This window comes from Bradyrhizobium sp. WSM2793 (genome assembly GCF_000379585.1).
Taxonomy (GTDB): domain Bacteria; phylum Pseudomonadota; class Alphaproteobacteria; order Rhizobiales; family Xanthobacteraceae; genus Bradyrhizobium.
Genome location: NZ_KB902802.1, coordinates 234,718 through 247,284, shown reverse-complemented (window position 1 = coordinate 247,284; position 12,567 = coordinate 234,718). Strand labels below are relative to the sequence as shown.

The window sequence follows — 12,567 nt, the reverse complement described above, 5'->3', positions numbered from 1 at the left end:
AATGACAATGACGGGGGAAACAAGTGACCGATACATTCGATTTCGTCGTCGTGGGCGCGGGCTCCGGCGGCTGCACAATTGCGGGGCGGCTGTCGGAGGATGCGGCGACGTCCGTGGCGTTGCTCGATGCGGGCGGGACGAACGACAATTGGCGCATCACCACACCGTTTGGGATTGCTCTGCCCTACAAAACGGCCAACTGGGCTTTCGATACCGTGCCGCAGAAGGGACTGAACGGCCGCATCGGCTATCAGCCGCGCGGCAAGGGCCTCGGCGGCTCCTCGGCGATCAACGCCATGGTCTACATTCGCGGCCACAAATGGGACTACGACCACTGGGCTTCGCTCGGCAATGCCGGCTGGTCGTATGCGGACGTGCTGCCCTATTTCAAGCGCTCGGAGAACAATTCCGATTTCGACGGCGAGTATCACGGCAAGGGCGGCCCACTGCATGTCAACCGGCTCCGCTCGAACAATCCGATCCATGATGTCTTCCATCAGGCCGCACGCGAGGCGCAGTTCCGCATTCGCGAGGACTTCAATGGTGAGGATCACGAAGGGCTCGGCAGCTATCAGGTGACGCAGCACAATGGCGAACGCTGGAGCGCGGCGCGCGCCTATGTGCATCCCCACATCGGCAAGCGCACAAATCTGCGCGTCGAGACGGGGGCACACGCCACGAAAATCCTGTTCGAAGGAGGGCGTGCAGTCGGCATCGAATATGTGCAGGGCAAGCAGACCAAGCAGCTGCGTGCGCGCCGCGAGGTGATCCTTGCCGGCGGCGCCTTCCAGTCACCACAATTGCTGATGCTGTCGGGCATCGGCGATGGCGATGCGCTTCGAACGCACGGCATTGGCGTGCTCCATCATCTGCCCGGCGTCGGGCGCAATCTGCAGGACCACCCGGATTTCGTGTTCGTCTACGCCTCCGACTATCCGCACTTCGTTCATGCCTCGCTCGGCCGGTTGCCGTCCCTGCTCCGTGCCATCCAGCGCTATCGCCGTGAACGGCGCGGCCTGATGACCACCAATTTCGCCGAGTGCGGCGGCTTTTTGAAAACCCGGCCTGACCTCGATGTACCGGACATCCAACTTCACTTCGTCATCGCGATGCTCGACGACCACGGCCGCAAGAAGCACAAGGAGGCGGGCTTCTCGTGCCATGTCTGCCTGCTGCGGCCGAAGAGCCGCGGCAGCGTGTCGCTGAAGAGCGCCGATCCGCTCGCAGCGCCCATGATCGATCCGAATTTTTTGGGCGAAGCGGAGGATCTCGAGACGATGGTCGCGGGCTTCAAGACCACGCGGCGGCTGATGGAGACGCCGGCGCTGCGCGCGCTGCAGAAGAAGGACATGTTCACGTCCGAGGTGAGAACCGACGACGACATCCGCAACATTTTGCGCAATCGCGTCGATACCGTCTATCACCCCGTCGGCACTTGCAAGATGGGGACGGATGCGATGGCCGTGGTCGATCCGGCACTGAAGGTGCACGGCGTCGAGGCCTTGCGCGTTGTCGACGCCTCGATCATGCCGACGCTGATCGGCGGCAACACCAACGCGCCGACCATCATGATCGGGGAGAAGGCGGCGGATATGATCCGGGCGGGTTAGTCGGCCGCTGCGGTTATGTATCCCGGATCTGCGCGCTTGAGGCGCGCTTGTCCGGGACGCCAGTGAGACTTAGTTCAACAGGAAACCACCGTCGACGGTAATCACACTCCCCGTCATGTACCGCGACGCCTGTGACGCCAGCAGCAGAATCGCGCCGTCGAGATCGGACTCGGCGCCGACACGGCGCTGCGGGATGCGCTTGGCCAGGCGCTCGCCTGCGGGGGTCGACCAGAAGGCGTGGTTCATCTCGGTGTCGATATAGCCGGGCGCGAGCGCGTTGATGCGGATGTTCTGGCCGGCGAGCTCCAGCGCCATCGCCTTGGTGGCCTGGATGATGCCGGCCTTGGAGATCGCGTAAGGCGACACCGCCTTCAGGACGCCGGTGCCGAGCACGGAGGCGATGTTGACGATGTTGCCTGACTGCTTGCGCGCGATCATGCGCCGCGCGACTTCCGTCGCGAGGAAATAGGCGCCCTTGAGATTTGCACCGATCACTGCGTCCCAATCCGCTTCGGTCTGCTCGGTGGCGAGCTTCTCGATGGCGATGCCGGCATTGTTGATCAGCACCGTGACGGGACCGAGCGCAGCCTCTGCCGCATCGACGGCCCGCGCGATCGAGGCGGTGTCGGTGACGTCGAGCGCGACCGCGGCGGCGCGGCCGCCCTTGCCGCGGATTTCCTCCTCCAGGCTCTTCAGCTTGTCGGCCTGACGCGCCGCGAGCGCGATGGCCGCCCCGTGAGCGGCGAGCACCCGGGCAAATTGCCGCCCCAGCCCCTGGCTCGCGCCCGTGACGAGGATGGTTTCTTTACTGACGTCGAATAGGCCTGACATTGGCGTAACCCTCGAGCTTTTGGAGCCATCAATACAGACGATTTTAGCGATCTGAAACCGGAATGATCGGTCCGGCGTTCATTCGTTCCATTGAGGTAGGTTTGCTCATGAACAATTTCGATCTCGCCGTCTATGCCGCGCTCGCCATCGCGGCCGGCTTCGGCTTCAGGACCGGCCTGCTCCGCAGCGCCATGACCATCCTCGCCTATCTCCTCGCTGCGCCGATCGCGGTCGCGCTGATGCCGCTGATCGCGCCGCAAATCGCCGGCAATCCGAATGCGCCTCTGCTGCAGAACTGGATCTGGCTGTTCGGCATCTTCGTGGTGGTCGGCATGCTGTTCGGCTATATCGGCCGCCTGGTGCTGAACGACACCATCCGCGACGCCGGTATCGGCGACCGGCTCGGCGGCGCCGCGCTCGGCGCCATCAGGGTCGGTCTCGTCGCCACCACGCTGGTCCTGGTGTTCGACCAGATCGTGCCGGCCAACAAACAGCCGCCGTTTCTCGCCGGCTCGCATCTGCGGCCGCTGTTCTCGACGGCGGGTCAGATGGGCTTCAAATCGCTGCCCCCGGAAGCGAGCTCCGCGATCGACCGCCTCAAGCAGGAGCGGCGCATCTGACGCGCGAGAAGATCGCGCCTTTGTTGTTTGGGTATGATCTTTTCGGAAAATCGATACGCACTTTTCCGGATCATGCCTGCGCATTTGCATCGCCGCGCGGACGCGCCATGCATTTTGATGCGAGCCCATGCCTTATCAGCGGCACCGATGTTGGCTAGAATAGCGCCATCCAAAACCTGCCTGACATTACGGGAGTGAAACAGTGGATCTTGGGATCAAAGGTCGCCGCGCCATCGTCTGCGCATCCAGCAAGGGTCTCGGGCGCGCCTGCGCCATCTCGCTGGCTGATGCCGGCGTTGACGTCACGCTGACCGCGCGCGGCGCGGAAGCTTTGAAGAAAACGGCGGACGAGATCCGAAAAGCCTATCCTGATGTGAAGGTCACCGAGATCGTCGGCGACATCACGACGCCGGCTGGGCGCGAAGCCGTGCTGAAGGCCTGCCCCGAGCCCGACATCCTGATCAACAATGCCGGCGGCCCACCGCCCGGTGATTTCCGCAACTGGACCCGCGACGACTGGATCAAGGCGATCGACGCCAACATGCTGACGCCGATCGAGCTGATCAAGGCGACCGTGGACGGCATGATGGCGCGCAAGTTCGGCCGCATCGTCAACATCACCTCGGCCGCGGTGAAGGCGCCGATCGACATCCTCGGCCTCTCCAACGGCGCGCGCGCCGGCCTCACCGGCTTCATCGCCGGCCTGTCGCGCAAGACCGTGATCAACAACGTCACCATCAACGGCCTGCTGCCCGGCCCGTTCGAGACGGATCGCCTGACCGGCACCGCAAAGGCCGAGGCCGACAAGCGCGGCGTCTCGGCCGAGCAGATCCTGACCGAGCGCGCCAAGCTCAACCCCGCCGGCCGCTTCGGCCAGCCCGACGAATTCGGCTATGCCTGCGCCTTCCTGTGCGGCGCCAAGGCCGGCTTCATTACGGGGCAGAACATCCTCCTGGATGGCGGCGCGTTTCCGGGGACGTTGTAACCCATCATCGCATCCGCAACGGCGCATTCCACGAAAGATCGTCATGCCCGGGCTTGTCCCGGGCATCCACGTTCTTTGTTCGGCAAAGTAAGACGTGGATGGCCGGGTCAAGCCCGGCCATGACGATGTGGAGGCGTCAGAGCCCGATCATCACCGCTGCTTCGTCGGCTCGTCTTCGTCCTGCTGGCTCGGACCAGACGAGTCGGCCGTCGTGCGCTCGTCGGTCCAGTCGATGCCGAATTCGTCGAGACCATCGGCGAGCAGATCGCCCAGCATCGGCTCGCCAAGCAGATAATGCACGGTTTCGCGGCGCGGGCTGCGATATTCGGTGCGCGCCTCCACCGCGCGGGCGCGCAAATCGTCCCACTCGTCGATCGTGCCGTCACCGCGACCGAGCCATGTCAGCGCGACGAGATCGAGCTGCTCGTCCTCGTTCAGGGCGATCATGAAGCTTCCGAGTTCTTGGACGACAGGATCGGAGCCGTCATCCTCGAGAACATCGAGCGCGTCGTCATCGCTCGCGTTCGAGCCGGAATCCGGATCGGAATCGCCTTCCTTGACGTCGAATTCACGCGCCTTCTCGATGATGAAGGCGACCTTCTCCGCGGAAATCGCAAGCTCTGGCATGGCTTCCTCTTCGGCTTTTTCCTGGGGTTCCCGCGATAACGCCGCACCGCGTCAGATGATCCATTGCGCTTGATGGCGGAAACGGCGCATCTTTCGGCATCAAGGCAAGAACATGGGAAGGCGCCGGATGCAGTGGAAGGTCGGCCAAGTCAAAATCACCAAGATTGTGGAGCTGGAGACGGTCGGCTCGACCCGCTTCATCTTGCCGCTCGCGAGCAACGCAGAGGTTCAGAAGCTTCCCTGGCTGATCCCGCATTTTGCCACCGAAGAGGGCCGGCTGAAAATGTCGATCCATTCGCTGGTGGTGGAGACGCCTTCGCGCCGCATCGTTGTCGATACGGGCCTCGGCAACGACAAGCAGGGCCGCAATGTTCCGACCTGGAACAACCGCACCACGCCGTTCCTGGCGACGATGATGGCGGCGGGCTTTGCTCCCGACAGCATCGACACGGTGCTATGCACGCATCTTCATGTCGATCATGTCGGATGGAATACGCGCCTGGTCGACGGCCGATGGGTGCCGACATTTGCCAAGGCACGCTACGTCTTCGGCAAGACCGAATACGAGCATTGGCTGGAACATTCGACCGAGCCGGACAAGCGGGCCGTGTTCGAGGATTCCGTGAAGCCGATCGTCGATGCCGGCCGGGCCGATCTGATCCCGAGCGATCACCAGCTGTGCGAGGAGATCAGCATGATCCCGACCCCCGGCCACAGTCCCGGCCATATGAGCATTCTCATCCGATCGGATGGCGAACAGGGTCTGCTCACGGGTGACGTCGCCCATCACCCTTGCCAGATGGCACATCTCGACTGGTCCTCGACCGCCGATTCCGACCAGAGCCAATCCGCAAAGACACGGCGCGAATTGTTCGGCCGCTTTGCCGACACGCCGACGCTGGTGATCGGCGGGCACTTTTCGGCCGGGCATATCAGGCGGGATGGAGAGGCATTCAGGTTTTTGGCGCTAGCCTAAGTCTCGTGCCCCGGATGCTGCGCAGCACGAAGTGATGCGCTGCTAAGCCCGGGCCCATGTATCTGGGTCCCGGCTCTGCGTCGCGTCATTTCATGCCGCGCCGCGTCCGGGACACAAGAGCGCCGTCCGCCCATCGAATCCAGAGGGCTGCAATGCGCTCCGCTCTGGGCGGTTGAATTTCCCGCCGCCCTGTTCCATGAAGCTGTTTAACCGATCGGTCCATTCCTAGGGAGAAACGAGAATGAAGCTTGTTCGTTATGGCGAAAAGGGTGCGGAAAAGCCCGGCCTGATCGACAAATCCGGCCAGTTGCGCGACTTGTCGGCGCATCTGAAGGACCTCACCGGCGAGGCCTATTCGCCCGAGAGCCTGAAGAAGCTGGCAGGCCTCGACCCCGCCTCGCTCCCGGCGGTCTCCGGCAAGCCGCGGTTCGGCGCGCCCGTCACCGGCATCTCGAAATTCGTCGCGATCGGCCTCAACTACTCCGACCATGCCAAGGAGACCGGCGCCGATATCCCGAGCGAGCCGATCATCTTCATGAAGGCAAACACATCGCTGTCCGGCCCGAACGATGCGGTCGAAAAGCCGCGCGGCTCGACCAAGCTCGACTGGGAGGTCGAGATCGCCGCGATCATCGGCACCCGTGCGAAATATGTCTCGGAAGCCGACGCGCTGAACCACGTCGCCGGCTACTGCGTCTGCAACGACGTCTCCGAGCGCGCCTTCCAGATCGAGCGCCTCGGACAGTGGACCAAGGGCAAGTCGCACGACACGTTCGGCCCGCTCGGTCCGTGGCTCGCAACCAAGGACGAGATCAAGGACGTTCAGAACCTGTCGATGTGGCTGGATGTCAACGGCCAGCGCCGCCAGACCGGCTCGACCAAGACCATGATCTTCTCCATGGCCAAGTGCATCTCCTATGTCTCGCAGTTCATGACGCTGCTGCCCGGCGACGTCATCACGACCGGCACCCCGCCCGGCGTCGGCCTCGGCATGAAGCCGCCGACCTTCCTCAATGTCGGCGACGTCGTCAGCCTCGGCATCGAGGGTCTCGGCGAGCAGAGGCAGGAGATTATCGCGGCGTAAGCCGCCGCCCTCATCCTGAGGAGCGCGCAACGCGCGCGTCTCGAAGGATGCGCCACAAGCACGGTTGCCCGGCGTTCGCGCGCCGGGCAACGAGAGAGCGTCCCTCGTTGTCCACCTTCGAGACGCGCGCCAAGAGGCGCGCTCCTCAGGGTGAGGACTGTGTGCCTGGATAGAGGTTATTTCCAATGAAGCTCACCTTCTCCCCCGCCTCGCCCTTCGCCCGCAAGGTGCGCATCGCTGCGATCGAGCTCGGGCTGATCGACAAGATCGAGCTCGTGCCCGCAAGCGTCGCACCGGGCACGGCCAATGAGGACTATTCGAAGATCACGCCGCTGAAGAAGCTGCCGGTGCTGATCACCAATGATGGCGACGTCATCCTGGATTCCTACGTCATCGTCGAATATCTCAACGAGATAGCCGGCGGCAGCCTGATCCCGGATTATGGCCCGCGGCGCTGGAAGGCCAAGACCAATCACTCGCTGATCAACGGCATGCTCGATTCCATGCTGCTGTGCCGCTACGAGAAGATGGTGCGGCCGCAGGGCATGCAATGGCAGGCGTGGTCGGACGACCATTGGAACCGCGCCTGGACCGGCATGGCGCGCTTCGAGAACATGCCCGAAGTCCTCAATGGTCCCTTCGACATCTCGCAGATCGGCCTCGTTTGCGTGCTCGGCTATGCCGATTTCCGCTTCGCCGATTGCGGCTGGCGCAAGGCCTATCCGAAGCTCGACGCCTTCCACCAGAAGATGCTGGAGCGGCCCTCCGTGAAGATCTCGGTGCCGCCGGCCAGCTAAAGCGCGATGATCGTCATCGCGCTTTAGCTTGATTGTCTGGGCATGATCCTGTCGGAAAACCGCTGCACACTTTTCCGGAATCATGCTGTACAACCGGAGTTCTCATGAGCCTGAAGTTCTCGGTCGGCGATCTCACCATCCATCGCGTCATCGAGCAGGAAACCTCGTTCGTCCCGGCGCTGGAGATGCTGCCGGGATTGACGGCGGAGATGCTGGCCGAGAACCGGGCATGGATGCGCGAGAACAAGGCGCTGGATGACCAGGACGTGCTGCTGCTGTGCTTTCAGTCCTATGTGGTGAAGACGCCCCATCACACCATCCTGGTCGACAGCTGCATCGGCAACGACAAGCCGCGGCCTCGGCCGAAATGGAACATGAAGACCGACGACACCTATCTGCGCGGGCTGGGCGCCGCCGGATTTGCGGTCGAGGACATCGACTTCGTGATGTGCACGCATCTGCACGTCGATCACGTCGGCTGGAACACGCGGCTGGAGAACGGCCGCTGGGTGCCGACCTTCCCCAAGGCACGCTACGTCTTCGCCAGGCAGGAATACGACCACTGGTTCGCGGAGAATGCGAAGACGGAGATTCCGCCCTTCGCCGACAGCGTGCTGCCGGTGGTCGAGGCTAACAGGCACGAGCTCGTCGGCAACGATCATGAGATCGGCGATCACGTCCGCATCCTGCCGACGCCGGGCCATACGCCGGGTCATATCGCCATCACGATGGGCCGCGGCAAGGACGATGCCGTGTTCTCCGGCGATCTCATGCACTCGCCGCTGCAGACGCTTTATCCGGAGCTGTCGATCAAGTTCGACGTCGATCCGGTCGCGGCAGCGAAAACGCGCCGCAGCTTCCTGGAACGCTATTGCGACACCGACACGCTGTGCTGCACCGCGCATTTCCCCTCGCCCTCGGTGGGGAAGATCCGGCGCAAGGGCAGTGCATTCGTGTGCGCGGCTGTATAGCGAGATGCCGTAGGGTGGGCAAAGGCGCGCGCTGTGCCAACCACTCTTTATGGTGGGCACGCTCCGCTTTGCCCACCCTACGATTCCACCCGAGTGGAGAGACACGATGACTGCACTCCCCGACATCCTCCTGCCCGCCGGAATCCGCTCGCGTTATGTCGACGGCATCAACGGCTTGCGCATGCATGTGCTGGAGGCCGGATTCGAGACCAAGGGACGGCCATGCGTCCTCTTGCTGCACGGTTTTCCCGAGCTCGCCTTCTCCTGGCGCAAGGTGATGCCGACGCTGGCTGCGGCCGGCTATCACGTGATCGCGCCGGACCAGCGCGGCTATGGCCGCACCACGGGATGGCGCGCGGAATACGACGGCGATCTCGCGCCCTTCTCGCTCTTCAACCTGGTGCGCGATGCGCTCGCTCTGGTGTCGGCGTTCGGTTACAAGCAGGTCGATGTGGTCGGGCACGATTTCGGCAGCCCGGTCGCATCCTGGTGCGCGCTGATAAGGCCTGATGTGTTTCGTTCGGTGACGATGATGAGCGCGCCGTTCGGCGGGCCGCCGCCCCTGCCCTTCAATACGGTCGACACACCGGCAAAGCCGCCCGCCGAAGACCCCGTGCATCGCGAGCTCGCCGCGCTGCCGCGGCCGCGCAAGCACTATCAATGGTACTATTCGACGCGCGAGGCGAACGCCGACATGCACCGGGCGCCGCAAGGCATCCATGATTTCCTGCGCGCCTATTATCATCACAAGAGCGCGGACTGGACCGACAACAAGCCGTATCCGCTGTCATCGTGGTCGGCGAACGAGCTGGCAAAGCTGCCGACCTACTATGTGATGGACCTGAACCAGACCATGGCCGAGACGGTGGCGAAGGAAATGCCCTCACCCGCCGCGATCGCCGCCAACCAATGGCTGCCGGACAGCGACCTCGCCTATTACAGCGCCGAATATGGCCGCACCGGATTCCAGGGCGGGCTGCAATGGTATCGCTACGGCACGTCGGGCATGCTCAACAGCGAGATGCAGCTGTTTGCAGGACGCAGCATCGACGTGCCCTCATGCTTCATCTCGGGCAAGCAGGATTGGGGCACTTATCAGCGTCCGGGCGTGTTCGAGGCGATGCAGGGGCGCGGCTGCACAAGGATGCTCGGCTGCCATCTCGTCGACGGCGCCGGCCATTGGGTGCAGCAGGAGCAGCCCGCCGCGGTGAGCCGGCTGCTGCTGGACTTCCTGGCCAAGGCCCGGCAAGGCCTGATTTGACCCGGGAACCCAGGCCCCTTATATAGTTTAGAATAATTCTAAACTGCTGATACAGGGCCACCGTGAAGAATTTTGCCGATCTGACCGAGCGCGAGGTGCTCGCGGTCGCGATCTCCTCCGAGGAGGAGGACAGCCGCATCTACATGACCTTCGCCGAGGACCTCCGCGAGCGTTACCCGGACACGGCAAAAATCTTCGAGGAGATGGCCGAGGAAGAGCGCGGCCACCGGCACATGTTGCTGGAATTATACGAGCAGCGCTTCGGCAAGCATCTGCCGCCGATCCGGCGCGAGGACGTCAAGGGATTCCTGCGTCGCCGCCCGGTCTGGCTGACCAAGAACCTGTCGCTCGACGCCATCCGCAGGGAAGTCGAGACCATGGAGATGCAGGCGGAGCGCTTCTACGTGAAGGCCGCCGAACAGGCCCAGGACGTCGGCGTGCGCCGCCTGCTCGGCGATCTCGCCGAAGCCGAGAAAGGTCACGAGGAGACCGCCGCAAAGCTGACGGGCGAGATCCTGAATTCCGACGTCCGCGCCGAGGAGGATCGCACCAACCGCCGCATGTTCGTGCTGCAATATGTGCAGCCGGGCCTCGCCGGATTGATGGACGGCTCGGTCTCGACGCTGGCGCCGCTGTTCGCGGCGGCCTTCGCCACCCACCAGAACTGGCAAACGTTTCTTGTGGGCCTCGCCGCATCGATCGGCGCCGGCATCAGCATGGGCTTTGCCGAGGCGCTGTCCGACGACGGATCGCTCACGGGGCGCGGCTCGCCCTGGCTGCGCGGCATCACCTGCGGCGCGATGACGACGCTCGGCGGGCTCGGCCATACCGCGCCCTATCTGGTGCCGGATCATTGGGCCAATGCGTTCTGGATCGCAACCGCGGTCGCCTGCGTCGTCGTGTTCTTCGAATTGTGGGCGATCGCCTTCATTCGCTCGCGCTATATGGACACGCCGTTCCTCCAGGCCGTGTTCCAGATCGTGCTCGGCGGCGCGATCGTGCTCGCGGTCGGCGTGTTGATCGGGGCGGCGTAAGCCCCAACCCTCGCTGTCATGCCCCCGGCTTAACCGGGCATCAATCGCGATCAAACGGCGGTTGCAGCATTCGGGCAAACTGCGCATCATCCTCCGACAACAAGAGCAGGAGAAGCGCCGTGGCCAGATCGGAATGGAGTTTCAAGAGCGCGGTCGAGCTGTCGGCCGCATTGACCGCAAAGAAGGTCTCCGCGGTCGAGCTTACACAGGATGCCATCGACCGCATCGAGCGTCACGACGGCAAGGTCAATGCGATCTGCGTGCGGGATTTTGATCGCGCCCGCAGTGCGGCACGCGAGGCGGATGTGGCGCTGGCGCGCGGCGAGAAAAAACCGCTGCTCGGAATTCCGGTGACGGTGAAAGAATCCTTCAACATCGCGGGCCTGCCCACAACTTGGGGCTGGACGCCGCAAAAGGATTTCAAGCCAACGGAGGACGCGCTGTCGATCTCCCGGGTGAAGAACGCCGGCGGCGTCATTCTCGGCAAGACCAATGTTCCCGTGGGCCTGGGGGACTGGCAGAGCTACAACGACATCTACGGCACGACGAACAATCCATACGATCTCGGCCGCACGCCCGGCGGCTCATCAGGCGGCTCGTCGGCAGCGCTTGCGGCCGGCTACGGACCGCTCTCGCTCGGATCCGACATCGGCGGCTCGCTGCGCGTGCCGGCATTCCATTGCGGCGTCTATGCGCACAAGCCGACATACAATCTCTGTCCCACGCGCGGCCATACGCCGCCGCCATTTCCTGCGGTCCCGATGGAACGCGATATGGCGGTGATCGGCCCGATGGCCCGGAGTGCAGCCGATCTGACGCTGCTGCTGGACGTGATGGCCGGTCCCGATCCGGTCGACCTCGGCATCGGATACAAGCTGGCGCTGCCGGACGCACGCCACGACAGGCTGAAGGATTTCCGCCTGCTCGTGATCGACAGCCATCCGTTGCTGCCTGCGAATGCCGACATTCGCGGCGCGATCGAGACGCTGGCCGGGCGATTGACGGCCGCCGGCGCGACCGTCGCGCGCGAAAGCCCGCTGTTTCCGGACTTCCGGGAGGCCTCGCGTCTCTACATGCGTATGCTGATGAGCTTCCTGGGCGCGTTCTTCCCTCCCGACGTTCTCGCCGGCGCGCGGGCCGGCGCGGCGCAACTCTCGCCGGACGACAAGAGCCTTGCGGCCGAGCGGCTGCGCGGCATGACCTCGAGCCATCAGGCCTGGGTGTTCGACGAAGGCGCGCGCGCCGGTCTGCGCGCGCAGTGGCGGCAATTGTTCAGGTCATTCGATGCGGTGATCTGTCCGATCATGCCGACCCCCGCCTATCCGCATGATCATTCGCCGGAGCAGGAGAAGCGCCGGATCAATATCGACGGCAAGGACCATGTCTATCCGGACCAGCTTGCCTGGCCCGGCATCGCCACGCTGACGGGCTTGCCGGCCACGGCCGTTCCGCTCGGCCTGTCGAAGGATGGTCTGCCGGTCGGCGTCCAGATCATCGGCCCCTTCCTCGAAGACCGCACGCCGCTCAGGCTCGCTGAACTGATTGAGTGTGAGTTCGGCGGGTTCCAGCCGCCGCCATTATTCAATGACTAGTTCTTTCCGTCATTGCGAGCGAAGCGAAGCAATTCAGGATTTTTCGAGGCGACAGTCCGGATTGCTCCGTCGCCCGCGCAAAATTGCTTCGCAAATTTTGTCGCGGGCTCCTCGCGATGACGGAGGACGACAACGTCGCGATTTTGGGCTCGCGCGTCGGGCGCCCCGGATTGACGGAA

12 protein-coding genes are annotated in these 12,567 nt (G+C 63.7%); 10 read left to right on the top strand and 2 right to left on the bottom strand.

The window, feature by feature from the left end; genetic code table 11:
- Positions 1-23: 23 nt before the first annotated feature.
- The gene (locus tag A3AS_RS0131040) at positions 24-1,610 is read left to right on the top strand and encodes a GMC family oxidoreductase (RefSeq protein WP_018321392.1); all 1,587 of its coding nucleotides are present in this window, start codon (positions 24-26) and stop codon (positions 1,608-1,610) included.
- Positions 1,611-1,679: 69 nt separating this feature from the next.
- Here A3AS_RS0131040 and A3AS_RS0131035 read toward each other — a convergent pair whose 3' ends face one another.
- Positions 1,680-2,441, bottom strand: coding sequence for an SDR family oxidoreductase (locus A3AS_RS0131035; RefSeq protein WP_018321391.1), 762 nt, complete (start codon positions 2,439-2,441; stop codon positions 1,680-1,682).
- A gap of 107 nt (positions 2,442-2,548) precedes the next feature.
- Here A3AS_RS0131035 and A3AS_RS0131030 point away from each other — a divergent pair, with 107 nt between their 5' ends.
- Both A3AS_RS0131030 and A3AS_RS0131025 read left to right on the top strand, forming a co-directional pair.
- Positions 2,549-3,061: a CvpA family protein gene (locus tag A3AS_RS0131030; protein WP_026202541.1), complete on the top strand. Its 513-nt coding sequence runs from the start codon at positions 2,549-2,551 to the stop codon at positions 3,059-3,061.
- Positions 3,062-3,263: 202 nt separating this feature from the next.
- Positions 3,264-4,046, top strand: a complete 783-nt coding sequence (locus A3AS_RS0131025; RefSeq protein ID WP_018321389.1) for an SDR family oxidoreductase — start codon at positions 3,264-3,266, stop codon at positions 4,044-4,046.
- 150 nt (positions 4,047-4,196) lie between these two features.
- Here the strand turns inward: A3AS_RS0131025 and A3AS_RS0131020 are convergent, their stop codons facing one another.
- Positions 4,197-4,673, bottom strand: coding sequence for a DUF3775 domain-containing protein (locus A3AS_RS0131020; protein ID WP_026202540.1), 477 nt, complete (start codon positions 4,671-4,673; stop codon positions 4,197-4,199).
- Between the two features lie 127 nt (positions 4,674-4,800).
- On the opposite strand from A3AS_RS0131020, the gene A3AS_RS0131015 reads away from it, so the two are divergent.
- The 7 genes from A3AS_RS0131015 (at position 4,801) to A3AS_RS0130985 (ending at position 12,388) form a co-directional block, all read left to right on the top strand.
- A complete protein-coding gene (locus A3AS_RS0131015) occupies positions 4,801-5,649 on the top strand; it encodes an MBL fold metallo-hydrolase (RefSeq protein ID WP_018321388.1) in 849 nt (282 codons plus the stop codon).
- A gap of 241 nt (positions 5,650-5,890) precedes the next feature.
- Positions 5,891-6,733, top strand: coding sequence for a fumarylacetoacetate hydrolase family protein (locus tag A3AS_RS0131010; RefSeq protein ID WP_018321387.1), 843 nt, complete (start codon positions 5,891-5,893; stop codon positions 6,731-6,733).
- Positions 6,734-6,918: 185 nt separating this feature from the next.
- Positions 6,919-7,530 carry a glutathione S-transferase family protein gene (locus A3AS_RS0131005; RefSeq protein ID WP_018321386.1) on the top strand — a complete coding sequence of 204 codons (612 nt, stop codon included), beginning with the start codon at positions 6,919-6,921 and terminating at the stop codon, positions 7,528-7,530.
- A gap of 104 nt (positions 7,531-7,634) precedes the next feature.
- Entirely contained in the window at positions 7,635-8,501 is an 867-nt protein-coding gene (locus A3AS_RS0131000; protein WP_018321385.1) for an MBL fold metallo-hydrolase, read from the top strand.
- A gap of 106 nt (positions 8,502-8,607) precedes the next feature.
- Complete coding sequence (locus A3AS_RS0130995) at positions 8,608-9,762, top strand: alpha/beta hydrolase (RefSeq protein ID WP_026202539.1); 1,155 nt, start codon at positions 8,608-8,610, stop codon at positions 9,760-9,762.
- 62 nt (positions 9,763-9,824) lie between these two features.
- On the top strand, positions 9,825-10,796 hold the full coding sequence (gene mbfA / locus A3AS_RS0130990; protein WP_018321384.1) for an iron exporter MbfA: 972 nt from the start codon (positions 9,825-9,827) through the stop codon (positions 10,794-10,796).
- 119 nt (positions 10,797-10,915) lie between these two features.
- Complete coding sequence (locus A3AS_RS0130985; protein WP_018321383.1) at positions 10,916-12,388, top strand: amidase; 1,473 nt, start codon at positions 10,916-10,918, stop codon at positions 12,386-12,388.
- Positions 12,389-12,567: the final 179 nt, after the last annotated feature.

Coding starts and splice junctions, on each gene's coding strand:
- A3AS_RS0131005 (WP_018321386.1), top strand. CDS start 6,919: ATGAAGCTCACCTTCTCCCCCGCCTCGCCCTTCGCCCGCAAGGTGCGC.
- A3AS_RS0131015 (WP_018321388.1), top strand. CDS start 4,801: ATGCAGTGGAAGGTCGGCCAAGTCAAAATCACCAAGATTGTGGAGCTG.
- A3AS_RS0131010 (WP_018321387.1), top strand. CDS start 5,891: ATGAAGCTTGTTCGTTATGGCGAAAAGGGTGCGGAAAAGCCCGGCCTG.
- A3AS_RS0131000 (WP_018321385.1), top strand. CDS start 7,635: ATGAGCCTGAAGTTCTCGGTCGGCGATCTCACCATCCATCGCGTCATC.
- A3AS_RS0131030 (WP_026202541.1), top strand. CDS start 2,549: ATGAACAATTTCGATCTCGCCGTCTATGCCGCGCTCGCCATCGCGGCC.
- A3AS_RS0131020 (WP_026202540.1), bottom strand. CDS start 4,673: ATGCCAGAGCTTGCGATTTCCGCGGAGAAGGTCGCCTTCATCATCGAG.
- A3AS_RS0131035 (WP_018321391.1), bottom strand. CDS start 2,441: ATGTCAGGCCTATTCGACGTCAGTAAAGAAACCATCCTCGTCACGGGC.
- A3AS_RS0130995 (WP_026202539.1), top strand. CDS start 8,608: ATGACTGCACTCCCCGACATCCTCCTGCCCGCCGGAATCCGCTCGCGT.